Source organism: Sphingomonas sp. AOB5, assembly GCF_029433115.1.
In the GTDB taxonomy this organism is placed as follows: Bacteria; Pseudomonadota; Alphaproteobacteria; order Sphingomonadales; family Sphingomonadaceae; genus Sphingomonas.
On the sequence record NZ_JARNTV010000033.1, the window covers coordinates 1 to 24,420 of the forward strand.

Genomic DNA, 24,420 nt, shown 5'->3' on the forward strand with positions numbered 1-24,420 from the left:
GGGAACAAGTCGGTCGCGTGGGCAATGCTGTCCGCGTCGCGGCTGCCCGGACGGACATGGCCCGGCCAGCGCACGATCAGCGGCTGGCGCACCCCGCCTTCGTACAGGCTGCTCTTGCGGCCGCGCCACGGTCCGGCCGATCCGGGCGTCTGCGCATTGCCGCGCGTGGGTCCGTTGTCGGAGGTGAACAGGATGATCGTATCGTCCAGCTCGCCGGCCTCGCGCAGCGCCTGCACCAGTCGGCCGATCTCGGCATCCAGCGCGACCAGTGTCGCCAGATAGCGATCCTCGGCCGGGTTGCGCCCCTTGCCCTTCACCGCCGCAAGCTGCTCGGGACTCGGCTCCCATGGCGTGTGCACATCCTCCGGCCAGAGCTGGACATACCAGGGCCGGTCCTTGTTACGGCGGACGAAGTCGATCGCCTTGCTGACGAAGCCCCTGGTCACCTGATGGCGCGGCATCCATTCGATCGGTCCGCCGCCCAGCGCGGCGCTGCGTTTTGCGAGATCGGTGACCGGCGCATTCTCCAGCAGGCGTGGTCCCAGCCCCTCGAACTGGGTCACGCTCTCGTCGAAGCCATAGGCTGCAGGCAGCGGCGCATCGCCAACGTCGCGGCCGCCGCCCAGATGCCATTTGCCGAAATGGCCGGTGGCATAGCCAACGCCATGCAGCGCACGCGGCAGGGTGGCGTGGCGCGGATCGAGCCAGTTGGGCTGGCCGTAATCGCTGTTGCGCTTGCGCGGCCCCAGATAGGTCACGAACCCCAGCTCGGCCGGAAACTGCCCGGTCATGAACGCCGCACGCGACGGCGAGCAGATCGGCGCCGCGTCGTAAAACTGGGTCATCATTAGGCCCTCGCGCGCCAGCGCGTCGATATTGGGCGTCTCGACCAGCTTGTTGCCGGTGATCGACAGGTCACCGAACCCCATATCGTCGACCAGGATGAACAGGATGTTCGGCTGCTTCGCCGGGCGGGGGAGCGGCCTCTCGGGCACGGGTTGCGCCGCGGCAGCACCGGCGATGGTCGGCGCGCTCGCGTACAGGGCCGCCAGCGCGAGCGAAACCGCAGTCATCGCCACTGCCGCTCGACGCGACATACCACTTACTCCCATGCCTCGCATTCCTCTCATTGCATCGCCGCTGCGTGCCGCGACGACCATATCGAAATTGGCCTGACAATAAAGCCGATAATTGTCCGACGTCCATTAGAGCATTGACCCGGATGATCCCGATGGATCATATTAGTCATATCTAACGGTGAAATCGCGACATGACCGGCACCCAGAAACTGTACCAGCGCGTTGCGGATTCGATCGCGTCCCAGATCGCGGGCGGACGCTATCTGCCGGGCAGCCGCCTGCCGCCGGAACGCGACCTGGCGTGCGAGTTCGACGTCAGCCGTCCGACCATCCGCGAAGCGATGATCGCACTCGAGATTCGCGGGCTTGTCGGCGCGCGCAGGGGATCGGGCATCTACGTCAACGCGACCATGCCCGACAGCTTCCCGCCGCCGCCCGAACTCGATGTCGGCGCATTCGAGCTGATCGAGGCGCGTACCCTGTTCGAAAGCGAAGCGGCTGCGCTGGCGGCCACCGCGATCAGCCCGGAGCAGCTTTCCGACCTGCGCGCGCTGCTCGACGAGATGGACCGCTCGGACGAGATCGGCCAGGCGCTCGACGCCGACAAGCGCTTCCATGTCGCGGTGGCCGAAGCGACCGGCAACACGCTGATCGTGTCGATCGTCGAGATGCTATGGGCGGTCCGCCAGCAATCGCGGCTGTGCGAGCATATGTTCGCCCGCGCGCGTGACGGCGGCGTCACGCCGCGGGTGAACGAGCATCAGGCGATCGTCGACGCGCTCGCCGCACGCGATCCGCAACAGGCCCGTGAGGCAACCCGCTGTCACCTGAAGCGCGTCACCGACGATCTGCTCGAGGCGACCCGGCTGGGCATGATCCAGAAGGCGCAGTCGGATTTCGCTGCGCAGCGCCGGCATGTGAAGACACGGGTCGCAGTCTAGAACCGCATGACGCGGCGAGGGCATCCGCCCCCGCCGCGCCGGCATCGTTCAGCGGAACCAATCGAGCGGGATCGCCTCGCCCATCTTCGTCTCGCCATTCGCATCGGGATGGAGGAAGTCGCCCCGGTGCAGCGCGGGATTCAGCCGCTTCGGATTGGCCGGGTCCGCCACCACCGCCGCCAGATCGAACACCCCGTCGAACTCGCCCGAGGTCAGGATCCATTGGTTGACCCGCACGCGGATCTCCTCGCCCGCATCGGTGTAATAGCCCGCACCCTGATAGGGCAGGATGGTCAGGCCCATCACCTTGATCCCCCGCGCATGCGCCTTGGCGATCATCTGGCGATAGCCGGCGATCAGCTGCTCCGCGGTGATGGTGGGTTCGAAGGTGCCGTCCCCGCGCTTGCGCCCCGACCCGCCGATATCGTTGATCCCTTCGAGCAGCACGACATGGGTGATCCCCGGCAGCGACAGCACATCGCGTTCGAACCGCTCTACCGCGGGCGGGCCGCTGCCACGGCTCAGCACGCGATTGCCCGAGATCGCCTGGGTCACCACCACATGCGGCTTGCCCGCCGCTGCCAGCCGCCGGCCCAGCACATCGCCCCAACGGCACATCGGCACCGCATCCATCGCGCAGCCGGTATTGTCGGTGATCGAATCGCCATAGGCGACGATCACCGGTCGCGGCTTCGCGCCCAGCACATCCACCCCGGCCAGAAGCGGACGGAAGTCATAGCGCGCCGCAACCCCGAACGAGAGCTCCATCACATAATTGCCGGGAACCGACAGCGACGTCTTGTCACCGCCCGCGCCATGCACCGTGTTCAGCCGGATCGTCTCGGGCAGATAGAGCGAGACCTGGACCACATCGAACTGCTTGACCTTCAGCCGGACGGGATCGGTGGCGATGCGCGCCTGGCCGGGAATCGTCGTCGCACCCTGCCGCCCGAACGTCACCGCGACCGGCCTGCCCCCGGCCACGCTCACGCTCGCCGCGCCGATCCGCAGCGCATCGCCATATTCGTTGGAGAGGTTCAGCCGGATCTGGCTGCCATCGGCGCCGACCCGCACCGAGAAGCGCAAGGTCGCATTGGCGACCGCGACATGCTGTGCGTTGGTGCCTGCCTTCCACATGCTCGCAGTCCAGGCCGCGGTCCATTTCGGCGGAGCCGCCGCAGCAACGGTGAGTAGCAAGGTTGCCGCGGCCAACGCCGCATTCCGAATCCAGTGCATGCACGCCCTCCTATTGGTCTGACAAATATGTTATTTAACGAACGGGATCAACGCAACTTTCTGCGTCACGCCTCCGACAACGCTGGTCAGATTACCAGATATACTGGGCAATTATAGTAACTTATCGGAAATCTACGGCTTTCGGGGTCTGGCCCGGACAGTGCGGTTGTCAGGCCAATCGTGGTATGATAATTAAGACAGAAACCGCCCATATAGCGCGGTGAGTCACAGGGGAGGACTAAATGAGTCTACAGCGTTCACTGCTTCTGATCGGCGCGTCGGGTTTCGCGCTGATGGCGATCCCGAATGTCGCCTTTGCGCAGAACGCGCCGGCCACCTCGCAGGAAGAGGAAGAGCCGCAGGAAATCACCGTCACCGGCATCCGCGCCAGCTTCGAAACCGCGCAGACGGTCAAGCAGAACTCGAACGACATCGTCGACTCGATCGTCGCCGAGGATATCGGCAAGCTGCCCGACGTGACCGGCGCCGAAACGCTGGCGCGCGTGCCCGGCGTGCAGGTCGATCGCCTGAACGGCGAAGCCGGCGGCGTACGCGTGCGCGGCCTTCCCGATCTGACCACCACCTATAACGGCCGCGAGATCTTCACCGCCGAAGGCCGCAGCGTCGCGCTGCAGGATTTCCCGGCCGCATCGATCGCGCGCTTCGACGTGTACAAGACCGCATCCGCCAATCTGGTCGAAGCGGGCATCGCCGGCGAGATCGACGTGAAGTCGCGTCGTCCGTTCGACTTCAAGGGCCTGCGCATCGCGGGCGGCTTCACCGGCCTGCACTGGCGCCAGAGCCAGGAGTTCGGCCTCGACGCCAACATCCTGATCAGCAATCGCTGGGAGACCGGCATCGGCGAGATCGGCATCCTGGTCGAGGGATCCTACACCGACAACAACTTCATCGATTCCTATCGTGAGAACAACATCAACATCTTCCGCCGCACTGCGGCGATCACGGCGCTCAACCCCGATACCGGCACGACGGTGACGGTTGCGAACGCCCGCTATCCGCAGCGCGTCAGCTTCCAGTATCCGAGCTCGAACCGCTTCCGTCCGTCGGCTGCGGCCGCGTTCCAGTGGCGCCCGGCGCACAATCTCGAAATCTATGCCGACTTCCTGTTCCAGGGCTTCCGCGCCCGCGGTGAATCGCGCGCGCTGCACTTCGACACCAGCAGCACCGCGGCGGTGACCGGCGCCGTGCTGTGCCCGGGCAGCACCGATCTGATCTGTCAGATGTCGATGAACAATGTCGGCAACGGCATCACCGGCTATCAGGTTGGCCAGTGGAACACGACCAACACCTATCAGGCGGGCACCGGCTTCGTGTGGAAGCTCGCCGGCGGTGGCCGCATCACCGGTGACGTTGCGCTCACCGACTCGCGCAACTTCAACCGCAATTACCAGTTCAACATCTTCACCAACACGCTGGGTAACCGGGTCTTCAACTTCGACGATGCGGCCGGCAACGGCAGCGGTTCGGCCTATGTGACCAATGTCGATCTGTCGCAGGCCGCGTCGTTCCGCATGCTGAACTTCGCCGAGAACGGCGCCGACAATCATGGTCGCAGCTATCAGGGCCGCCTCGACCTCGACCTGCCGATCAATATCGGCATCTTCGACAAGTTTCAGGCGGGCGTCCGCTTCAGCACGCGCGATACCGAATCCTACAATCTGGCCGCGGTGAACCGCACGCCGACGCTGGGCGCCACCGATCCGCGCATTCAGTATATCAACCTGCCGTTCGGCTTCATCTTCGCGCCGCCGGCCTTCCGCGGTGACGATACCGTCCATCCGCGCACCTGGATCACGCCCACGCGCGAAGATATCCTGAACAACGTCCCCTATCTGCGCTCGCTCGTCGGCCAGCCGACCAGCGATCCCGCATTGCCCTTCGTCTATGCCGCGAAGGAAGACGCTTATGCCGGCTATGCGCAGACCCACTACAAGATCCCGATCGGCTCGTTCGAGATCGATGGCCAGCTGGGCCTTCGCGTCGTCCGCACGACCAACAATCTGCGCGGTACGGTGACCATCGGAACCGCGGCGGGGCAGCCCTTCTCGCGCACCGCCGAATATACCGACTTCCTGCCCAACGTCAGCGCACGCATCAAGCTGGGCTCCAACGTCCAGGCCCGCGCGTCGTTCACGCAAACGCGCACTCGCCCAGGGTTCGGCTCGCTCAATCCGACGCTGACGATCAACGCCAGCTTCATCTGCCCCGATCCGGCGCGGCCGACCTATTGCTATCGCAATGCGAGCGGCGGCAATCCGGACCTCCAGCCGATCAAGTCGACCAACTATGACGCGTCGCTGGAATACTACTTCTCGCGTTCGGGCTCGGCGACGGTCCAGATCTTCCGCCGCGACGTGACCGGCTTCATCAACAACGGCACGCAGATCATCACCGATCCCGATTTCGGCGAACTGAACATCACGCGTCCGGAGAATGGCGAGAAGGGCTATATCCAGGGTGTCGAAGTCGGCTTCCGCACCTTCTTCAAGCTGTCGTGGCTGCCGCAATGGGCGCAGAATTTCGGCGTGTTGGGTAACTACACCTATCTCGACCACGCGTCCGAACTCTCACCCACCGCCCGCGCGACGCTGCCCGGTCTCCAGCGGCTCAGCGGCGTGTCGGATCATCTGGTCAACGCGCAGGTCTTCTACGAAACCAAGGCGATCTCGCTGCGCGCTTCGTACAATTACCGCTCGAGCTTCGTGTCGACCTACAGCGTGGTGACCGATCCGGCGCTAAATACGCCGGCGGTGCCGGTGGCACTGCCGCAGCTCACGCTGCCGACGGTGGAGGAAGGCCGCGGCCAGCTCGATCTTTCGGCCTCGGTCAATCCGACCGACAATATCAGCTTTACGTTCAACGTGTCGAACGTGCTGGGCGCCGAACAGCGCACCAGCCGCGCGTTCAACGCCAAGGGTGATACCTATGCGTTGCAGGTTCGCTATCTCGAAACCGTCTATCGCCTCGGCATGCGGTTCCGGTTCTGAACCCGCACGCCGGATGAGTGACTGAATACGATATGACGCCGCACGGTTTCCTTCCCGTGCGGCGTCTTTTTTGTGGAGAGCCTGAATGACCCAGTTTCGAGCCAAGCGTACCATTCTGCGCCGGCTGACGGGTGCCGCCGCCTTGGCCGCCCTGCTCGCGCCGGCCGGCGTGCCCGCCGCTGCTTTCGCCCCCGCCATCGCATCCGATACGCTGCCCGTCTGCAAGGGTGTGGAGGGCTATGCGGCCGCATTTGGCGGCCGTCGCGTCTTCCTGCTGGCGCCCGATGTGATGATCCGGCTCAAGGCCAATCGCGACAGCGATCCGGCGATCAAGGCGGCCTATGAGGGGCTGATCGGCAAGGCCAACATCGCGATGGGCCGCACCCTGTTCACCGTGGCGGACAAGCTGACGGTCCCGCCCTCGGGCAGCCGCAACGACTATCTCAGCATCGTGCCCAATTACTTCCCCGATCCCGCCAAGCCGAACGGCCCGTGGATCCGCGGCGAGGGCACCAACCCCGATCGCATGAGCAACAAGTTCGACATCGCCGATCTCGACCGGATGAGCGCGGACGTGGAGATCCTAGCCCTTGCCTATTATTTCTCGGACAATCCCCGCTATGCGACGCGCGTCGCCAGCATCGTGCGCACCTGGTTCCTCGACCCGAAGAGCCGGATGAACCCCAATATGAACTTCGCCCACACCGTGCCCGGCCGCGAGAATGGCCGCGCGGACGGCGTGTTCGAAACCCAGCGCGTGCAGCGCGTGATCGATGCGGTCGGGCTGATCGGCCCCTCGGGCTTCTTCACCGCCGACGAAGGCAAGGGACTGGAGAAATGGTTCTCCGACTATGTCGACTGGCTGCGCAATTCGACCCATGGCAAGGGCGCGAGCATCCAGCGCAACATCAACGCCATGTGGTATGATTCCCAGATCACCCATTTCGCGCTCTACGCCCGCCGCACGGACGTGGTGAAATCGGTGGCCCAGGACTTCTCGAAGCGCCGCCTGCCGGTGCATTTCGGCGCCGACGGATCGATGGCGATCGAGAGCAGCCGCTCGCGCAGCCTGTTCTTCTCGATCGCCTCGCTCGGCGCGGCGTACAATGTCGCGGAGATCGCGGCATGCGTCGATATCGACCTGTGGAATCTCGAGGAAGGCGGCCGCGGCATCCACAAGTCGACGGACTTCATCGCGAAGTATCACGGCAACACCGCCGGCTGGCCCTTCCCGGAAAGCGACAAGAACCGCACCGACATCGACGACCTGATGTACCGCGCCAACCGCGTCTGGGGTGCGGCCTACACCCCCAACCCCCGCGTCGAGCTGGTCCGCTACTTCAAGATGTAGAAGCTTCCTTCCTTATTTCCCTCTCTGCTTGCAGGGAGGGGAATAAGCCGAATGTCCACACCGCCTAAAGTCCGGGAAGTCTGCGCATTCGTGACCTTTGGCGGAGGGGAAATGGTCATTTCGCCCGGCGCGAGCAGCGCCATGCGGATCGGGTATCGACGGTTCAAAGAGCAAGCGTCCCAGCTCAGCCGCCGAAATCCAACATTGCAAGTGCTGACCAGCCTTGCCGCTCAGGGCTTAGCCGCCGTCCCCTCCGGAAACGCAGCAACCAGCCCGTCATATTCCTTGCGGCTGATCTCGATCATGAAGCCGTGCCGCGTGCCCTCGGGCATCTCGAACCGGTTCCAGCGCTTCACCCCGCTATTGCCCTGCAACTGATACCAGGGACCTTCCAGCCGCGGCGCCTTCGACACACCGTAACTCTGCCCGGCATATTGTTCGTAATAGGCCAGCCAGTCGCGATTATTGGGCGCGCGGATGATGGTCGGCGCCTCGCGGAAATTGGGGCTGATCGCGGGTCCCGGCATCGGATAGGGACCGAGCAGCGAGGCCGCGCAGCTGATCCGCACGGTCTTGCCCGTTGTCCAGTTATACGACGGATAGCGCTCGTCCTTGATGACCGCGCAGTAACCCTTGCCGTCGTCGCCGGGCATGATGATCGTGTCGATCGTCGCGATGTCCCAGTCGAACAGCAGCTTGGGCGGACCGTCGAACGTCTTCAGGTCCTTCGACGTCACATACAGCGTGCGCTGGCTCGCCCAGTAGCGTTCCGGGTCGGCGGGCGTGTGCGGCACATTGGGTGTGTGCCAGGTCAGCAGATACTGGCCTGATGCCTTGTCGTAGAACAGCTTCGGCGCGCCCAGCCGCTGCAGCGGATTGGGCAGGCCACGCACACTCGACAGGTCCGGCTGATAGCTGCCCGCGGGCGTCCAGGTGATCAGGTCGCGCGAACTCCAGAAACGGACGAACGGATCGCTGTCGCTCTTGTTGCCGACCAGGATGTAGCGCCCGTCTGGCGCACGCGTGATCGAGGGGTGGCCGTGATAGTCCTCCGACACCGGCTTGCCGCCGTTCAGCCGCCGCCAGTGCAGCCCATCCAGGCTGACCGAATAGAACAGCACGCCGTATCGCTCGCTCGTCATATGCGCGAACAGATAGGCCTTGGCCGGATCGACATAGGGCGTCTCCGGCGCGCCCGGCGGCACTTCTTCGGGTATCTGTGCGAGCGCGCCGCCGCTCACCAGACCGGCCGCAATCGCGCCCAGAATCGCCACCCGGAAAGGCCCTCTCCACCCGGCGGTCGGTCGCGGCATCGTTCGTCTCCCATTCGCTTTTTTCGTCGGAAGCACGGTGCCGCCTGAGAGGGATTTTGTCTAGACTGGTATGACAAATCATACTACGGTGGCCTGACCAACATAAATTTCGGGAGGGATCGCATGACTGCCGCACGAGGCATGGCGCTGTTGACGCTGGCAGGATTCGCGATCGCCGCGCCGCTCTCCGCATCGTCGCAGGATGCGCCCGCCGCCAAGCCGCGCGAAGCCAAGCTCTTCATGACCTATTCGGACACCAGCCGGATGGGCGTGCCCTATGCCAAGGACCCGTCGGTCATCCGCTTCGGCGGCCGTTACCTGATGTATTATTCGGTCCCGCCCGCGCGCGACAACAAGGCGGGCGGCGACGGCTTCCCCACCGGCTGGGCGATCGGCATCGCCGAAAGCCGCGACATGAAGACCTGGACCAAGGTCGGCGAAGTGCTGCCCAAGCAGGAAGTCGAGCGCAACGGCATCGCGGCGCCCGGCGCGGTGGTGATCCGCGGCAAGGTCCACCTGTTCTACCAGACCTATGGCAATGGCCGCCGCGACGCGATCAACCATGCCTGGTCGTCGGACGGCGTGAATTTCGACCGCGATCCCGGCAACCCGGTCTTCCGCCCCACCGACTCCCCGTGGAGTGCCGGCCGCGCCATCGATGCCGAGGCCTTTGTCCATAACGGCAAGCTGCTGCTCTACTGGGCGACGCGCGATCCGGACATGAAGATCCAGATGCTCGGCGTCGCCTCCGCCCCGCTCAATTCGAAGTTCGGCGCGGGCGACTGGACCAATCTCAGCAAGGACGGCCCGATCCTCAAGCCCGAGCTGCCCTGGGAGCGCGAGTGCATCGAGGCGGCGAGCATCATCCGCAAGAACGGCAAGCTCTACATGTTCTATGCCGGCGGCTATAATAACCAGCCGCAGCAGGTGGGCGTGGCAGTCAGCACCGATGGCGTGCGCTGGACGCGCCTTTCCGACAAGCCGTTCCTGGCGGACGGCCCCGCGGGCAGCTGGAACGATTCGGAATCGGGCCATCCCGACATTTTCGAACATGGCGGCCGATCGCTGCTGTTCTTCCAGGGCAATCCCGATCGCGGCAAGACCTGGACGCTCGCCGCCACCGAGATCGGCTGGAACCGGAACGGTCCCTATCTGAAATAATCCCGCATCGCTGCGCACAATAATCTTAGGAGAACAGGATGGCCCTCGCCCGAATTCTGGCTGCGCTGAGCCTTGCCGCCGCGATCCCGTGCCTGACCCCGGCCGAAGCGCTGGCGCAACAGGCACCCGCCGCAGCCAAGGCGTTCGATCTGGTCGCCGACGGCAAGGCACCGGCCATCTATTACAGCGCGGGCGATGCGCCGGTGGTCGAGATCGCCGCGCGCGCCTTTGCCGGGGACGTCGAACGCGTCTCGGGCGTGAAGCCGCAGGTCTCTTCGGGCGAACCCTCCGGCCGCCTCGCCATCCTGGTCGGCACGATCGGCAGCTCGCCGCTGATCGACGGGCTGATCGCGGGCAACCGCATCGCGGTCGACAAGCTCAAGGGCGAGAGCGAAGCCTATACCATCGCGGTGGTCGACAATCCGGTCCCCGGCGTGTCGCGCGCGCTGGTCGTAGCGGGCACCGACCGGCGCGGCACCGCCTATGGCGTGTTCCGCCTGTCCGAACGGATCGGCGTATCGCCCTGGGTCTGGTGGGCGGACGTCCACCCCACCCGCCGCACCCGCCTGACGCTCGATAGCGACACCATCGTGCAGGGTTCGCCCTCGGTCCGCTATCGCGGCATCTTCATCAACGACGAGGACTGGTCGATCCGTCCCTGGGCGGCGCGCACCATCGATCCCTCGGGCGATATCGGCCCGACCACCCATGCCCATATCTTCGAGCTGCTGCTGCGCCTGCGCGCCAATTATCTGTGGCCGGCGATGCACAAGGTCACCTCCGCCTTCAACCAGGTCGAGGGCAATGCCGAGATGGCGGACCGCTATGCCATCGTCATGGGCGCCAGCCATGCCGAGCCGATGCTGCGCAACAATGTCGCGGAATGGAATTTCGAGCAGCGCGGCGAGTACAACTATTACAAGAACGGCTCGCAGGTGCTCGACTATTGGCGCGAGCGGGTGAAGGCCAATCACCGCTACGAGAATGTCTACACCGTCGGCATGCGCGGCATCCATGACAGTGCGGTCGTTTCCGGCCGCGAAGTCGATGGCGTCAAGCTGCTCGAACGCGTCGTATCCGACCAGCGCGGCCTGTTCACCGAAGTCGGCCTCGATCCGGCGAAGGTCCCGCAGGTTTTCGTCCCCTACAAGGAAGTGCTCGACGTCTATCGCAAGGGCATGAAGGTGCCCGACGACGTCACCCTGGGCTGGGTCGATGACAATTACGGCTATATCCGCCAGCTCTCGACCCCGGCCGAGCAGAAGCGCTCGGGCGGCGCGGGCGTCTATTACCACATCTCCTATTGGGGCGTGCCGAACGACTATCTGTGGCTCGATTCCACCCCGCCCGCGCTGATCGGCGAAGAGATGGGCAAGGCCTATGCCACCAATGCCCGCCGCCTGTGGGTGGTCAATGTCGGCGACATCAAGCCGGGTGAGAAGGGCCTGACCTATTTCATGGACCTCGCCTATGATTTCGAGGGCACGTCGAAACTGGGCCAGCAGGGCTGGCTGAAGCGCTGGGCCACCGACACGTTCGGCCCCGAACAGGCCGACGATATCGCAGCGCTGCTGCGCGACTATTACCGCCTGGGCTTCGCCCGCAAGCCCGAGCATATGGGCTGGAACGACGCCGAGACCGCGCCGCGGCCGACCGAATTCTCGCCGGTCGCCTATGGCGATGAAGCCGGCATCCGCGCCGAAGAATATCGCGCGCTCGACCAGCGTGCCGAGGCGATCGCCGCGCGGTTGCCCGCGGAAAAGCGCGACGGCTTCTATCATCTGGTGATCTATCCGGTCCGCGGCAGCGCGCTGCAGAACGGCAAGATCCTCGATGCCGATCGCAGCTTCCTCTACGCCTATCAGGGCCGCGCCAGCGCCAATCTCTATGCCGAGCGCGCCGCCGTCTCCTATCGCGGCATCCGCAAGGCGACCGACGCCTATAATGCGGTCGGCGACGGCAAGTGGAAGGAGTTCATGCACGACGAGCCGCGCTACCAGTCGGTGTTCAACATGCCGCCGGTCGGCCGGGTGAAGCCGCTGGATGCGCCGGGCTTGGGCGTCGCAGTGGAAGGGTCGGTCGATGCCTGGACCCAGCGTCCGGTCAACACGTTCGAAGCCGCCGAAACCGCGCTGCGCATCAAGCGCTGGCGCACCGCAGGCGCACCGAACGACCGGCTGCCGATGTTCGAACGCGCCACCGATCGCCGCCAGTTCATCGATGCCTTCAACATCGGCACCGGCACGCTCGACATCACCGCCACGGGCTCCTCGCCCTGGATCCGGATCGAACGCGAGAGCAAGCTGGGCGGCGATCAGCGGCTATGGGTCTCGGTCGACTGGAGCAAGCTGAAGAGCAGCGAGACCGCGACCGGATCGGTGACCGTTTCCGCTGCAGGCGGCACCCGCAGCATTGCGATCAGCGCACGCAACGTCACCGCGCCGCGCGGGCTGCTGGTCGAGGACAATCGCATCGTTGCGTTCAACGCCAGCCGCTACACCGCGCTCAAGCCGGTCGGCGGCAAGGGATGGAAGCCCATGCCCGATCTCGGCCGGTCCGGGGCTGCGATCGCCAGCAGCGTCGATCTGCCCAGCCTGCCCGATGCGACCAACGCGCCGCATGCCGAGTATCGCTTCCGCACCACCAGCACCGGCACCGCGAAGCTGCGCGTCTCGCTGCTGCCCAGCTTCGCGCTCAGCGCCGATCACAAGCTGCGCTATGCCGTGTCGATCGATGGCGGCCCGATCCGCATCGTCGATGGCGACAAGCGCGACTGGTCGGACGGGGTGGAGCGCAACACGATCACTTCGGTCACCGAATGGACGCTGGAGAAGCCCGGCGACCATGTGCTGCGCATCTACGCGCTCGATCCCGCGCTCATGCTGGATTCGGTGATCCTCGACTTTGGCGGCCTCGCCACCGCCTACATGGCCCCGCCCGAAACCATCGCGAAATGATCAGGGAAACCGCAATGAAGAATCTGCTCCTGCTCGCCGGCACCGCCCTGTTCGCCTGCGCCGCGCTGCCCGCCGACGCCCGCGACATGTGGACCAAGGAACGGGCAAACAGCTGGTACGCCAAGCAACCCTGGATGGTCGGCGCCAATTACAACAATCGCAGCGCGATCAACCAGTTCGAGATGTGGCAGGCCGATACCTTCAACCCCGCCGAGATCGATCAGGAGTTCGGCTGGGCCGCGGGCATGGGCATGAACATCATGCGCGTCTATCTCCACAATCTGCTGTGGGAAGAGGATGCGCCGGGCCTGAAGAAGCGGATGGAGCAGTTCCTGCAGATCGCGGACAAGCACAAGATCCGCATCATGTTCGTGCTGTTCGACAGTTGCTGGGATCCCAACCCCAAGTCCGGACCGCAGCGTCCGCCGATCCCCGGCGTCCACAATTCGGGCTGGATGCAGGCGCCGGGCGCGGCGCGGCTGGCCGACAAGAGCCAGTATGGCAAGCTCGAAGCCTATGTGAAGGACATCGTCGGCAGCTTCGCCAACGACAAGCGTATCGCGGTCTGGGATATCTGGAACGAGCCGAACAATACCGGCGGCGGCATGGGCTATTATCCGCTCACGCCCAACAAGACCGCGCTAGTGGCCGGTCTGCTCGGCCCCGCATTCGAATGGGCGCGCAGCGTCGATCCCACCCAGCCGCTGACCAGCGGATTGTGGACCGGCGGCCGCTGGGACCAGATCGACAAGCTCGATGCGGTCGAGAAGATCCAGGTCACCCAGTCCGACGTGATGAGCTTCCACGACTATCGCTGGCCCGAGCATTTCGAGGAACGCACCCGCCAGATCATGACCTGGGGCCGCCCGGTGCTGGTCACCGAATATATGGCGCGCGGCAACGGATCGCTGTTCGACACGATCCTGCCGCTTGGCCGGAAGCATAATATGGCGATGATCCATTGGGGCTTTGTCGACGGCAAGTCGCAGACGCGCATTCCGTGGGATAGCTGGCGCCGCCCGTACAATGCGGATCAGCCGCCGACGGTGTGGTTCCACGACGTGCTGCGCGCCGACGGCACGCCCTATCGCAAGGCCGAGGTCGATCTGATCAAGCGCCTGACCACCGAAGCCAACGGCCCGCGCAAGTGAAGATGATCCCCCAAGGCGGCTTCGACCGGGCCGGTAAGCCGGAGGTGATGGCACTGCTCTGCAGCATCACCCACACCGCGCTCACCACGCTCGACGAGGCTGCCCGCGAGGAAGCGCGCGAGCAGCACCGCTTCGAAGCGATCTGCGCACGCGAGCTGCTCGGCGAACGCGACTGACGCCCCGATTATTCCCCTCCCTGCAAGGGAGGGGTTAGGGGTGGGTGAGAAATGCAGGGGCTCGATGCCCCGGCATTTCTTTCAACCAGCCGTTAGCTAAGCTCGCTACGCTCGCCACCCACCCCCAGCCCCTCCCTTGCAGGGAGGGGAGTCATTGGACATGACCCGGTGATGGCCGACGCAATCTTCCCCGGCATGACGCACGTTCCCGGCGGCACGTTCCGCATGGGCTCGGAGCAATTCTACCCCGAGGAAGCGCCGTGCCGTGAGGTGAAGGTCGGCGCATTCTGGATCGATACCGGCCCGGTCACCAACGCCCAGTTCGCCGCGTTCGTGGCGGACACCGGCTATCGCAGCTTCGCCGAGCTACCGCCCGATCCGAAGCACTATCCCGGCGCCGATCCCGCGATGCTGGTTCCCGGATCGGCGGTGTTCCAGCGGACCGCGACGCCGGTTCCGCTCGACGACTTCAGCCAGTGGTGGGCGTTCGTACCCGGCGCCGACTGGCGGCACCCGACCGGACCGGACAGCGGCATCGAAGGGATCGAGGATCATCCCGTCGTCCAGATCGCCTATGCCGATGCGGAGGCCTATGCGGCTTGGGCGGGCAAGGCGCTGCCAACCGAAGCCGAATGGGAATTCGCAGCACGCGGCGGACTGGAGGCAAGCGAATATGCCTGGGGCGACGAGCTGTCGCCGAACGGCGCGATCCTGGCGAACACCTGGCAGGGGCTGTTCCCCTTTGCCAGCCAGAAGCCCGGTGGCACGTATCGCACCACTCCGGTCGATGCCTTCCCGGCCAATGGCTATGGCCTCCACGACATGATCGGCAATGTCTGGGAATGGACCCGCGACTGGTATGGCGCGCCCGCGGGAAAACCCGGCAAGGCCTGTTGCGCGATCGACAATCCGCGCGGCGCCACGCGCAACCAGAGCGTCGATCCCGGCGACCCCGCCTGCACCGGCCGCACCGGACGCAAGGTGATCAAGGGCGGATCGCATCTCTGCGCGCCCAACTATTGCCAGCGCTATCGCCCCGCCGCGCGCCACCCGCAGGCAGTGGACAGCCCGACCAGCCATATTGGCTTCGCTGCATCATCCGCGGATAGCGCGGGCGCTCAGAACTCGAACGGTTCGACCATCTGCCGCTCGGCGATCAGGAACGCGTCCGCCACCAGTTGCAGCGGCCGCAGATCGACATCGCTCTCGCCGCGCGCGACCAGTCCGGCGAAGTGGCGATACAGCCGCGGATATTCCGCATTGGGTCCGCTCATCGGCGGGGCGCCCGGCAGTTCCAGCCGGCTGCCGCCCTGGCTCAGGTAGAGCGCGCCGCAATCGGTCTCGACTTCGATGTCCCAGGTCTGCTCGCCGGTCTGGAGGAAATCGAACTTGGCATCGACCGGCGCGGCGCCCGTCCGCAGCGCGATCGACGCGGCGATCGGGCAGGCACGGTTGGACGGCACCGCCAGCCGCGCACCGACGAGGATCAACGGCTCGGGCAGGATGCGAGTCGCGATCGACAGCGCGTTGATGCCCGGATCGAACACGCCGAAGCCGCCCACTGCCAGGATCCAGTCCTGCCCCGGGTGCCATTGCCTGATGTCTTCCTTCCAGCGAATGTGGACCGCATCGATACGCTTGTCCGCCAGCCAGTCGCGCGCTGCATCGACTTCCGCCGCCTCGCGCGAATGCCAGGTGGTGAACAGGGTCACGCCCGCCGCACGCGCCATCTGCGCCAGCGCCTCGATCTCCGAGACGGTCGCGGCCGGCGGCTTTTCCAGCATCAGATGCTTGCCCGCCTGCAACACCGTCATCGCCTGTTCGAACCGGCCGTCGGGCGGGGTGCACAGCGATACCGCATCGATCTCGGGCCGGGCCGCCAGCATTTCCGCGACCGAGCCATAGCCGTCCACGCCATCTACCCGGCCATGCCGGCTCGCCGTGGCAACGAGTTCATAGCCCGCGTCCGCGGCCAGCGCCGGCAGGTGCTGGTCGCGCGCGATCTTGCCGATTCCGACCAGTCCGATCCTCATCCCGTCCCCATTCGCTCTTTTATACGATATATATGCTTCCTATCGCCCGCGAACGTCTATATCAAGCGCGTGTAGGCAACGATCGCCACGTTTGAATCGGACGATCGAAGTGGAGAGGTGACGATCTTGGGGCAGGACAGCAACGGACCGCGGAGCCTTCGTTCGCGCGCCTGGTTCGACAATCCCGAGAATCCGGACATGACGGCGCTCTATGTCGAGCGTTACCTGAATTACGGCATCAGCCTTGAGGAGCTGCAGTCGGGCCGCCCGATCATCGGCATCGCCCAGACCGGCAGCGATCTCGTCCCCTGCAATCGCCACCATATCGAACTGGCCAAGCGCGTGCGCGACGGCATTCGCGACGCTGGCGGCATCGCCATCGAATTCCCCGCGCACCCGATCCAGGAAACCGGCAAGCGCCCCACCGCGGGGCTGGACCGCAACCTCGCCTATCTGAGCCTGGTCGAATCGATCTACGGCTATCCGATGGACGGCGTCGTCCTGACCATCGGCTGCGACAAGACCACGCCGGCCTGCCTGATGGCCGCGGCCACGGTGAACATCCCCGCCATCGCCCTGTCGGTCGGCCCGATGCTCAACGGCTGGTTCAAGGGCGAGCGCACCGGCAGCGGCACGATCGTATGGAAGGCGCGCGAAATGCTCGCGGCGGGCGAGATCGACTATAAGGGCTTCATCGAACTGGTCGCCTCGTCGGCCCCGTCGACCGGATGGTGCAACACGATGGGCACCGCGACGACGATGAACTCGCTGTGCGAAGCGCTCGGCATGTCGCTGCCCGGATCGGCGGCGATCCCCGCGCCCTATCGCGACCGGCAGGAGAATGCCTATCGCACCGGCTTGCAGATCGTGGAAATGGTCAACGCTGACAGGAAACCGTCGGACATTCTGACGCGTCAGGCCTTTCTCAATGCGATCCGCGTCAACAGCGCCATCGGCGGTTCGACCAACGCGCCGATCCATCTCAACGCGATCGCCCGCCATATCGGCGTCGAGCTGACGCTGGCGGATTGGGAAGGGCATGGCGCGGACGTGCCGCTGATCGTCAACCTCCAGCCGGCCGGCACCTATCTTGGCGAGGATTTCTACCGCGCCGGCGGCGTGCCCGCGGTGATGGGCCAGCTGCTCCGCGCGGGCATGATCGACGGCGATGTGATCGGCGCCAATGGCAGGAGCGTCGCGGAGAATATCGGCACCGCCGACACCGTCGATACCGACGTGATCCGCACGCTCGCCGATCCGCTAAAGCCTGCCGCGGGCCTCACCGTCCTGTCGGGCAATCTGTTCGACAATGCGGTGATGAAGCTCAGCGTCATCTCGCCCGAATTCCGCGCGCGCTATCTTTCCAACCCCGACGATCCCGAAGCATTCGAAGGCCCTGCAATCGTGTTCGACGGGCCGGAGGATTATCATGCGCGCATCGACGATCCGTCACTCGGCGCCGACGAGCGCTCGATCCTGATCATGCGTGGCGCGGGGCCGATCGGCTATCCCGGCGGCGCCGAAGTGGTGAACATGCGCCCGCCGGTCGCGCTGATCCAGGCCGGCATCCACGCCCTGCCCTGCCTCGGCGACGGCCGCCAGTCGGGGACCAGCGGCAGCCCGTCGATCCTGAATGCCGCGCCCGAAGCCGCGGTGGGCGGCGGCCTCGCGCTCGTACAGACCGGGGATCGCCTGCGCATCGACCTGGGCAAGCGCACCGCCGACATGCTGGTGCCGCCAGAGGAACTGGCGCGCCGCCGCGCCGCACTTGCCGCGATGCCCGACTATGTGCCCGCCTCGCAGACGCCGTGGCAGGAGATCCACCGCAACATCACCGGTCAGTTCGAAGGCGGCGCGGTGATCGAATCCGCGGTGAAGTATCAGCGTATCGCCCAGTCCCGCGGACTACCCCGCGACAGCCATTGATGACCGATATCGCCGTCATCGAGCGCGACCGCCGCGACCGGCTGGGCGAAGGCCCGCTCTGGTCGGTGCGCGAGAATGCACTCTACTGGACGGACATTCTCGGTCACCGCATCAACCGCCTGTCGCTCGCTGACGGCGCGGTCACCAGCTTCGAGCAGCCAGCCTATGCGGCATGGATCATCGAGCGCGAGAAGGGCGGCTTCGTCGCCGGGATCGGTCTCGACATCGTCCGGCTCGATCTGCCTGCCAACACGCGCGAAACGATCGGTTCGGTCGACAAGGCAATCGCCGGAAACCGGCTCAACGATGCCAAGGCGGATGCCCGGGGAAACATCTGGGCGGGCACCATGCCGGAGAATTGCGACAAGCCGAGCGGCGCATTCTACCGCATCGATCCCGACGGCATGATCGCCTATGCCGACGGTCCTTATACGATCGCCAACGGCCCGGCGATCGATGCGGACGGCAGCTTCCTGCTCCATACGGACACGGCGCTGCGCACCATCTTCCGCTTCGACATCCAGGACGATGGGAGTCTCGGCAAGCGTCAGCCGTTCATCGCCTTCGAGCGCGACTGGGGCAATCCGGACGGGATGACCTTCGATGCCGAGGGCAGCCTGTGGGTCGCCTGCTGGGGCGCCTCATGCGTCACCCGCTTCACACCGGAAGGCGCACGCGAGCGTTCGATCGCCCTGCCCGCCAGCCAGATCACGAGCTGCACCTTCGCCGGACCGGCACTGGATCGCATGTTCGTAACGTCAGCGTCGGATGGCGTGGACGAGCCGCTTGGCGGCGCCCTGTTCGAAATCGATCCCGGCGTTCGCGGCCGGGCACCGGAACTGTATCGCGGATAATCAGAGAAGAGAGAGGTTCGAGATGGCACGGAACAGCATATTCCTTCTGGCGACCGCCGCAGCGGCATGCCTTGCCGCGGGCAGCGCCGATGCGGCGACGGCAAAGCGCTCGGTCTTCGGCCAGCTTCCCGATGGCCGCAGCGTCGGCGCGGTCACCCTCTCCAACGGCCGCGGCGTCTCGGCCACGGTGCTCGCCTATGGCGCGACGCTGCAATCGGTGGTGATGCCGGATCGCAACGGCAAGCGCGCGGATGTCGCGCTCGGCTATGACAACATGGCCGACTATCTCGCCCAGCCGCAATATTTCGGCATGGCGGTCGGCCGCTTCGCCAATCGCCTCGCGCTCGGCCGCTTCCAGCTCGACGGCAAGACCTATCAGACCCCGGTCAACAACGGGAAGAACGCACTGCACGGCGGCACCACCGGCTTCGACAAGCTGTTGTGGGATATCGTGTCGGTGAAGGAAGGCCCGACTGCGTCGGTCACGCTGAAGCTCGTCAGCCCCGATGGCGATCAGGGCTATCCGGGCAAGATGACCGTGCTGGCCACCTATTCGCTGGACGAGCGCAACCATCTGAAGATCGAGTATACCGCGACCACCGACAAGGCGACGGTCGTCAACATCACCAATCATGCCTATTGGAACCTGTCGGGCGAAGGATCGCCGGGCGGCGCGATGGGGCATCTGCTGACGATCCCGGCGCAGACCTATCTGCCGACCGATGCCGGTGCAATTCCGACCGGCGAGTTCCGCCCCGTCGCCGGCACCGTGTTCGATTTCCGCCGGGCCCGCGCAGTGGGCGATCGCGTCCGCGATGCGCGCGACCAGCAGATCGTGTTCGGCCGCGGTTACGATCACAACTGGGTGATCAGCCGCGAAGTGATCCCCGGCGAGCAGTTGATGGCGCGCGTGCAGGACCCGGCATCGGGCCGCAGCTTCGAGCTGTGGTCGAACCAGCCGGGCGTGCAATTCTATTCGGGCAACTTCCTCGACGGCACCAGCCACGGCAAGTCGAAGCGCGTCTATCGCATGGGCGACACGATCGTGCTCGAGCCGCAGATCTTCCCGGACGCGCCCAACCAGAAGGGCTTCCCGAACGCACGGCTGAACCCGGGCGAGACCTATCGCAACGTGATGACCTTTCGCCTCAGCTCGGGCCAGCCCGCGCGCAAGAAGAAGTAAGCGGTCAGGGCATGCTTCCGCGGGTCACAGGCCCGCGGACATGCCCTTGCCCTTCTTCTCGATCAGGTCGAGCACATCGCTGATCAGCGTGCGCATCGCTGCCCGTGCCGCATCGGCATCGCGCGCAGCGATCGCGTTGCGGACCGCGGCGTGATCGGCCACGCTTGCGGTGCGCCCCTTCACCCGGTTGGTAAACCGGATCGAGGTGCGCAGCGCCGTGCCGACGACATCGCGGAACTGCGCGTAGAACGGATTGCGCGAGGCGTGCAAGATCGCGACGTGGAAGGCGATGTCGGCTTCCAGCGTATCGTCCAGCCCCTTGTCCGCGGCCTTCATCCGCTCAAGCCCGCGATTGATCCGCTGCAGATCCTCCTCGCCCGCGAACTGCGCGGCGAGCGCCGCCGCTTCGGGCTCGATCGCGACGCGCAGCTGGTTGAACTGCTTGAGCAGCTCGACCGAGAATTGGCGTTCGAGCAGCCAGCGCAGGACATCGGTGTCAAACAGGTTCCACGACGAGGTGGGCTGAACGATCGTGCCCTGGCGCGGCCGGGCGCTGAGCAGGCCCTTGGCCGTCAGCATCTTCACCGCCTCACGCGTTACCGACCGGCTCACGCCATGCTGCTTGGCCAGTTCGGCCTCGGTCGGGAACGGCTCACGCTCGAACCGCCCGGTAACGATCGCACGTCCCAGACTGTCGAGCAGGCCATAGGTAAGATTGCGCCCCAGCTCGGGCTGCCCCCCCTCCATCAGCGTCGTCAATTCTCAACCTTCCCTGTCACGCGCAACGCGTCATCGACGCTTACACTTATGCCGAACCTGTCGCTAGACAAGACTAATTTATACGATAAATGTGCTTGGTGCCGGTCGAGTGAGGCCGGATGGAGGAGGGGAGTGAGGCGATGACAAGCCTGTCGCAAATCGATCTGATCGTCGTGGTCGTCTACGCCATCGGCATCTTCGGGCTGGCGCAATGGGTCAGCCGCGAAAAGGCGGGTCATGCCAAGGACACGTCGGACTATTTCCTTGCCTCCAAATCGCTGCCCTGGTGGGCGATCGGCGCGTCGCTGATCGCGGCGAACATCTCGGCCGAACAGATCGTCGGCATGTCCGGCGCAGGCTATACGATCGGCCTGGCCATCGCGTCCTATGAATGGATGGCGGCGCTCACCCTGCTGATCGTCGGCAAATATTTCCTGCCGATCTTCCTGAAGAACGAAATCTACACGATGCCCCAGTTCCTGGAGCAGCGGTTCGGGCCGACCATCCGCACCGTGATGGCGGTGTTCTGGCTGGCGCTCTACGTGTTCGTGAACCTCACCTCGATCCTGTGGCTAGGCTCGATCGCGGTCACGCAGGTGGCGGGCGTCAATCAGGATGTCGCGCTGTTCGGCCTTGGCGTGTTTGCACTGGTCTATCAGCTCCGCGGTGGCCTCAAGGCAGTGGCGCTGACCGATATCGTGCAGGTGACGCTGCTGGTGCTGGGCGGCCTGGTCATCTCGTATCTGACGCTCAGCAAGATCGGTGGCGATGCCGGTATCCTTGGCGGCTTCACCCGCCTGACGACCGAATTGCCCGAGAAGTTCGACATGATCCTTTCGCCCGACAGCCCCTATTACAAGGACCTGCCGGGTCTCGCCGTCCTGATCGGCGGCATGTGGATCGCGAACCTGAGCTATTGGGGCTTCAACCAATACATCATCCAGCGCGCGCTGGCGGCCAAGAGCCTGCCCGAGGCGCAGAAAGGCGTCGTGTTCGCTGCGTTTCTGAAGCTGCTGATGCCGGTCATCATCGTGCTGCCGGGCATCGCCGCGGTGCTGCTCGCGCCGAATCTTGAAAAGGGCGACCAAGCCTATCCTACGATGATGACCCTGCTGCCGGTCGGCCTGCTCGGCCTCGTCTTCGCGGCGCTGGTGGCGGCGATCATCGCGTCGACCGCGTCCAAGATCAATTCGATCTCGACCATCTTCACGCTCGATCTCTATGCCCAATTCCGTGGCGGGAAAAACAGCGCAGCCGGTGACGGAGCCGCGGCGAGCGAAACTCATCTGGTGCTGGTCGGCCGCATTGCCGCCGTCGTCGCGACCCTGCTCGCGATCTTCACCGCCCGCCCGCTGCTCGGCAACCTCGAAGGGGCATTCCAGTATATCCAGGAATTCTCGGGCTTTGTGACGCCGGGCATCACCGTGATCTTCCTGCTCGGCCTGTTCTGGCCGCGTGCGACGGAAACAGGCGCGCTCGTGGGTGCCGTCGCATCGGTGATCCTCAGCTTCCTCTATTGGTGCCCGGCCGAGTGGGTCGCGAAATATGTGTCCGTCGATCTGGCGGAGATTTCGGCTACGCTGAACGCGGTGCCGTTCATGAACCGGATGATGATCGTGTTCTTCGTCAGCCTGGCGCTGGCAGTGATCGTGTCGCTGGCGAAGCCGGCCAGGGCGGACAGCAACAGGATCACGATGCAGGGCGTGTCGTTCGGCACCACCACCGGCTTCAACATCGCCGGGGGAATCGTGATCGCGATCCTGATCGCGCTGTACGCGACCTGGTGGTGATGCATGGCTGATGCGTTTCTGGCGGTTGACTGGGGGACCACCAACCGCCGGGTGTTCCTGATCGAGGACGGCGTGGTCGCGTGTACCGAGCGCGACGATCAGGGGGTGACCGCCGTCTCCGATTTCGCGGCGTCGGTGACCGGGATCCGCGCGCGGTTCGGCGATCTGCCGATGCTGCTGGCGGGCATGGTCGGTTCCAATATCGGCTGGCGGGCGGCACCCTATGTCGCCGCGCCGGCCGGTATCGCCGAGCTTGCCGCCGGCCTGATGCGGATCGACGCGCGCACCGCGATCATCCCCGGCGTCTCGACGCTCGCCGATGGCCGGGCGGACGTGATGCGCGGCGAGGAAGTTCAGCTGGTCGGCGCGGTCGCCGCAGGCCTTGCGCCGGGCGATGCGCTGCTGGTGCAACCCGGCACACATTGCAAATGGGCGACGATGGCGGGCGGACGCATCACCGGCTTCACCACTGCGATGACCGGCGAGCTGTTCGCGCTGCTGCGCGGGCACAGCCTGCTCGCGGGGCAGCTTCAGGGCGAGGTTTCCGCCAACCCGGCCTTTCTGGAAGGCGTCGAGGAAGCGAAGCGCCGCGATCTGGCCGCATCGCTGTTCGGCATCCGCGCCGCCAAGCTGCTGGGCACACGCGACGACAGTGATGCTGCTGCCTATGCCAGCGGGTTGCTGATCGGCAGCGATGTCGCGGCGCGGCTCGAAGCCTCGCCGCATGAGACCGCCCATATCCTGTCCGGCCCCGAACTCGGGTTGCTTTACGTCGCGGCGATCGAAGCCCATGGCCGCGCCGCCACGCTGATCGACAGCCACGCCGCATTCGTCGCCGGGATCATCGCCATCGAAAGCCAGACCTGATGCCTCATCTGCCTGCCTTCAACGCCGCGTTCGAACGCTGCCCTCTGATCGCGATCCTGCGCGGGATCACGCCCGACGAGATCCTGCCCGTCGGCGAGGCGCTGATCGACGCAGGCTTCACGCTGATCGAGATCCCGCTCAACTCGCCCGATCCGGTCGAGAGCATCGCCCGGCTTGCTCGCGCCACGGAAGGCCGCGCGATGGTCGGCGCGGGCACCGTGCTGCGCGAGGCCGAGGTTGCCGCGGTTGCCGCAGCAGGCGGCACGCTGATCATCTCGCCCAACGCCAACACACAGGTGATCGCCGCCACTGCCGCGCGCGGCCTTGTCTCGCTGCCCGGCATCGCGACGCCCACCGAAGCCTTTGCCGCGATCGATGCCGGCGCGACCGCGCTGAAGCTGTTCCCCGCGGAAGCCGCCTCGCCCGTCGTGCTGAAGGCGATGCGCGCGGTGCTGCCCAAGGCGATGCGCGTGCTGCTGGTGGGCGGGATCAATCCGGACAATATGCAGCCCTGGCTGGACGCGGGCGCGGCAGGATTCGGGCTGGGCTCGGCGCTCTACAAGCCCGGCGCAAGCGCGGACGATGTCTATGCCAATGCCAAGGCGTTCATCCGCGGGCTGAAGTAACTAAGCGGC

At 65.3% G+C, this 24,420-nt stretch carries 18 protein-coding genes and 1 pseudogene; 14 read left to right on the forward strand and 5 right to left on the reverse strand.

Annotated features, from left to right (window positions below):
* The coding region (locus tag P1X14_RS14040; RefSeq protein WP_277316007.1) for a sulfatase-like hydrolase/transferase at positions 1-1,097 on the reverse strand (1,097 nt) is incomplete at its 3' end.
* Between the two features lie 173 nt (positions 1,098-1,270).
* Here P1X14_RS14040 and P1X14_RS14045 point away from each other — a divergent pair.
* Positions 1,271-2,020, forward strand: a complete 750-nt coding sequence (locus P1X14_RS14045; protein WP_277316008.1) for a FadR/GntR family transcriptional regulator — start codon at positions 1,271-1,273, stop codon at positions 2,018-2,020.
* Positions 2,021-2,068: 48 nt separating this feature from the next.
* Here P1X14_RS14045 and P1X14_RS14050 read toward each other — a convergent pair whose 3' ends face one another.
* Positions 2,069-3,256, reverse strand: a complete 1,188-nt coding sequence (locus P1X14_RS14050) for an SGNH/GDSL hydrolase family protein (protein ID WP_277316009.1) — start codon at positions 3,254-3,256, stop codon at positions 2,069-2,071.
* A 242-nt stretch (positions 3,257-3,498) separates the two neighbouring features.
* On the opposite strand from P1X14_RS14050, the gene P1X14_RS14055 reads away from it, so the two are divergent.
* Positions 3,499-6,264: a TonB-dependent receptor gene (locus tag P1X14_RS14055; protein ID WP_277316010.1), complete on the forward strand. Its 2,766-nt coding sequence runs from the start codon at positions 3,499-3,501 to the stop codon at positions 6,262-6,264.
* 85 nt (positions 6,265-6,349) lie between these two features.
* The gene (locus P1X14_RS14060) at positions 6,350-7,615 is read left to right on the forward strand and encodes an alginate lyase family protein (RefSeq protein ID WP_277316011.1); all 1,266 of its coding nucleotides are present in this window, start codon (positions 6,350-6,352) and stop codon (positions 7,613-7,615) included.
* 230 nt (positions 7,616-7,845) lie between these two features.
* Here P1X14_RS14060 and P1X14_RS14065 read toward each other — a convergent pair whose 3' ends face one another.
* Positions 7,846-8,928, reverse strand: a complete 1,083-nt coding sequence (locus P1X14_RS14065) for a family 43 glycosylhydrolase (RefSeq protein WP_277316012.1) — start codon at positions 8,926-8,928, stop codon at positions 7,846-7,848.
* 123 nt (positions 8,929-9,051) lie between these two features.
* On the opposite strand from P1X14_RS14065, the gene P1X14_RS14070 reads away from it, so the two are divergent.
* The 5 genes and pseudogenes from P1X14_RS14070 to P1X14_RS14090 form a co-directional block, all read left to right on the forward strand.
* Positions 9,052-10,089: a family 43 glycosylhydrolase gene (locus P1X14_RS14070; protein ID WP_277316013.1), complete on the forward strand. Its 1,038-nt coding sequence runs from the start codon at positions 9,052-9,054 to the stop codon at positions 10,087-10,089.
* A 38-nt stretch (positions 10,090-10,127) separates the two neighbouring features.
* Positions 10,128-13,046: a glycosyl hydrolase 115 family protein gene (locus P1X14_RS14075; RefSeq protein ID WP_277316014.1), complete on the forward strand. Its 2,919-nt coding sequence runs from the start codon at positions 10,128-10,130 to the stop codon at positions 13,044-13,046.
* A gap of 14 nt (positions 13,047-13,060) precedes the next feature.
* Positions 13,061-14,197 (forward strand): cellulase family glycosylhydrolase, encoded by a 1,137-nt coding sequence (locus tag P1X14_RS14080; RefSeq protein WP_277316015.1) that lies wholly within the window; start codon positions 13,061-13,063, stop codon positions 14,195-14,197.
* Positions 14,194-14,373 (forward strand): hypothetical protein, encoded by a 180-nt coding sequence (locus P1X14_RS14085; RefSeq protein ID WP_277316016.1) that lies wholly within the window; start codon positions 14,194-14,196, stop codon positions 14,371-14,373. The genes P1X14_RS14080 and P1X14_RS14085 overlap by 4 nt, the downstream gene beginning before the upstream one ends.
* 195 nt (positions 14,374-14,568) lie before the next feature.
* Positions 14,569-15,462, forward strand: a pseudogene (locus P1X14_RS14090) (formylglycine-generating enzyme family protein); the annotation flags it as partial.
* A 29-nt stretch (positions 15,463-15,491) separates the two neighbouring features.
* Here P1X14_RS14090 and P1X14_RS14095 read toward each other — a convergent pair.
* Positions 15,492-16,406 carry a Gfo/Idh/MocA family oxidoreductase gene (locus P1X14_RS14095; protein ID WP_277316017.1) on the reverse strand — a complete coding sequence of 305 codons (915 nt, stop codon included), beginning with the start codon at positions 16,404-16,406 and terminating at the stop codon, positions 15,492-15,494.
* A gap of 117 nt (positions 16,407-16,523) precedes the next feature.
* Here P1X14_RS14095 and P1X14_RS14100 point away from each other — a divergent pair, with 117 nt between their 5' ends.
* The 3 genes from P1X14_RS14100 to P1X14_RS14110 are packed head-to-tail and all read left to right on the forward strand — an operon-like array spanning position 16,524 to position 20,369.
* On the forward strand, positions 16,524-18,332 hold the full coding sequence (locus tag P1X14_RS14100; RefSeq protein WP_277316018.1) for an IlvD/Edd family dehydratase: 1,809 nt from the start codon (positions 16,524-16,526) through the stop codon (positions 18,330-18,332).
* Positions 18,332-19,186: an SMP-30/gluconolactonase/LRE family protein gene (locus P1X14_RS14105; protein WP_277316019.1), complete on the forward strand. Its 855-nt coding sequence runs from the start codon at positions 18,332-18,334 to the stop codon at positions 19,184-19,186. The genes P1X14_RS14100 and P1X14_RS14105 overlap by 1 nt, the downstream gene beginning before the upstream one ends.
* A 22-nt stretch (positions 19,187-19,208) precedes the next feature.
* The gene (locus P1X14_RS14110) at positions 19,209-20,369 is read left to right on the forward strand and encodes an aldose epimerase family protein (RefSeq protein ID WP_277316020.1); all 1,161 of its coding nucleotides are present in this window, start codon (positions 19,209-19,211) and stop codon (positions 20,367-20,369) included.
* A 24-nt stretch (positions 20,370-20,393) separates the two neighbouring features.
* On the opposite strand, the gene P1X14_RS14115 is transcribed toward P1X14_RS14110, so the two are convergent.
* Positions 20,394-21,116: an FCD domain-containing protein gene (locus P1X14_RS14115; RefSeq protein WP_277316039.1), complete on the reverse strand. Its 723-nt coding sequence runs from the start codon at positions 21,114-21,116 to the stop codon at positions 20,394-20,396.
* 152 nt (positions 21,117-21,268) lie between these two features.
* Here P1X14_RS14115 and P1X14_RS14120 point away from each other — a divergent pair, with 152 nt between their 5' ends.
* Genes P1X14_RS14120 through P1X14_RS14130 form a run of 3 tightly spaced genes read left to right on the forward strand, consistent with a single transcriptional unit; the run spans position 21,269 to position 24,411 of the window.
* A complete protein-coding gene (locus P1X14_RS14120; RefSeq protein WP_277316021.1) occupies positions 21,269-22,918 on the forward strand; it encodes a sodium/sugar symporter in 1,650 nt (549 codons plus the stop codon).
* Between the two features lie 3 nt (positions 22,919-22,921).
* Entirely contained in the window at positions 22,922-23,785 is an 864-nt protein-coding gene (locus P1X14_RS14125) for a 2-dehydro-3-deoxygalactonokinase (protein WP_277316022.1), read from the forward strand.
* The gene (locus P1X14_RS14130) at positions 23,785-24,411 is read left to right on the forward strand and encodes a 2-dehydro-3-deoxy-6-phosphogalactonate aldolase (RefSeq protein WP_277316023.1); all 627 of its coding nucleotides are present in this window, start codon (positions 23,785-23,787) and stop codon (positions 24,409-24,411) included. The genes P1X14_RS14125 and P1X14_RS14130 overlap by 1 nt, the downstream gene beginning before the upstream one ends.
* Positions 24,412-24,420 lie beyond the last annotated feature (9 nt).

Excerpts from the sequence above, each read along its gene's own strand:
- P1X14_RS14125 (WP_277316022.1), top strand. The coding sequence starts at position 22,922 with ATGGCTGATGCGTTTCTGGCGGTTGACTGGGGGACCACCAACCGCCGG.
- P1X14_RS14065 (WP_277316012.1), bottom strand. The coding sequence starts at position 8,928 with ATGCCGCGACCGACCGCCGGGTGGAGAGGGCCTTTCCGGGTGGCGATT.
- P1X14_RS14095 (WP_277316017.1), bottom strand. The coding sequence starts at position 16,406 with ATGAGGATCGGACTGGTCGGAATCGGCAAGATCGCGCGCGACCAGCAC.
- P1X14_RS14060 (WP_277316011.1), top strand. The coding sequence starts at position 6,350 with ATGACCCAGTTTCGAGCCAAGCGTACCATTCTGCGCCGGCTGACGGGT.
- P1X14_RS14105 (WP_277316019.1), top strand. The coding sequence starts at position 18,332 with ATGACCGATATCGCCGTCATCGAGCGCGACCGCCGCGACCGGCTGGGC.
- P1X14_RS14050 (WP_277316009.1), bottom strand. The coding sequence starts at position 3,256 with ATGCACTGGATTCGGAATGCGGCGTTGGCCGCGGCAACCTTGCTACTC.
- P1X14_RS14070 (WP_277316013.1), top strand. The coding sequence starts at position 9,052 with ATGACTGCCGCACGAGGCATGGCGCTGTTGACGCTGGCAGGATTCGCG.
- P1X14_RS14130 (WP_277316023.1), top strand. The coding sequence starts at position 23,785 with ATGCCTCATCTGCCTGCCTTCAACGCCGCGTTCGAACGCTGCCCTCTG.
- P1X14_RS14110 (WP_277316020.1), top strand. The coding sequence starts at position 19,209 with ATGGCACGGAACAGCATATTCCTTCTGGCGACCGCCGCAGCGGCATGC.
- P1X14_RS14080 (WP_277316015.1), top strand. The coding sequence starts at position 13,061 with ATGAAGAATCTGCTCCTGCTCGCCGGCACCGCCCTGTTCGCCTGCGCC.
- P1X14_RS14120 (WP_277316021.1), top strand. The coding sequence starts at position 21,269 with ATGACAAGCCTGTCGCAAATCGATCTGATCGTCGTGGTCGTCTACGCC.
- P1X14_RS14045 (WP_277316008.1), top strand. The coding sequence starts at position 1,271 with ATGACCGGCACCCAGAAACTGTACCAGCGCGTTGCGGATTCGATCGCG.
- P1X14_RS14075 (WP_277316014.1), top strand. The coding sequence starts at position 10,128 with ATGGCCCTCGCCCGAATTCTGGCTGCGCTGAGCCTTGCCGCCGCGATC.
- P1X14_RS14115 (WP_277316039.1), bottom strand. The coding sequence starts at position 21,116 with ATGGAGGGGGGGCAGCCCGAGCTGGGGCGCAATCTTACCTATGGCCTG.
- P1X14_RS14055 (WP_277316010.1), top strand. The coding sequence starts at position 3,499 with ATGAGTCTACAGCGTTCACTGCTTCTGATCGGCGCGTCGGGTTTCGCG.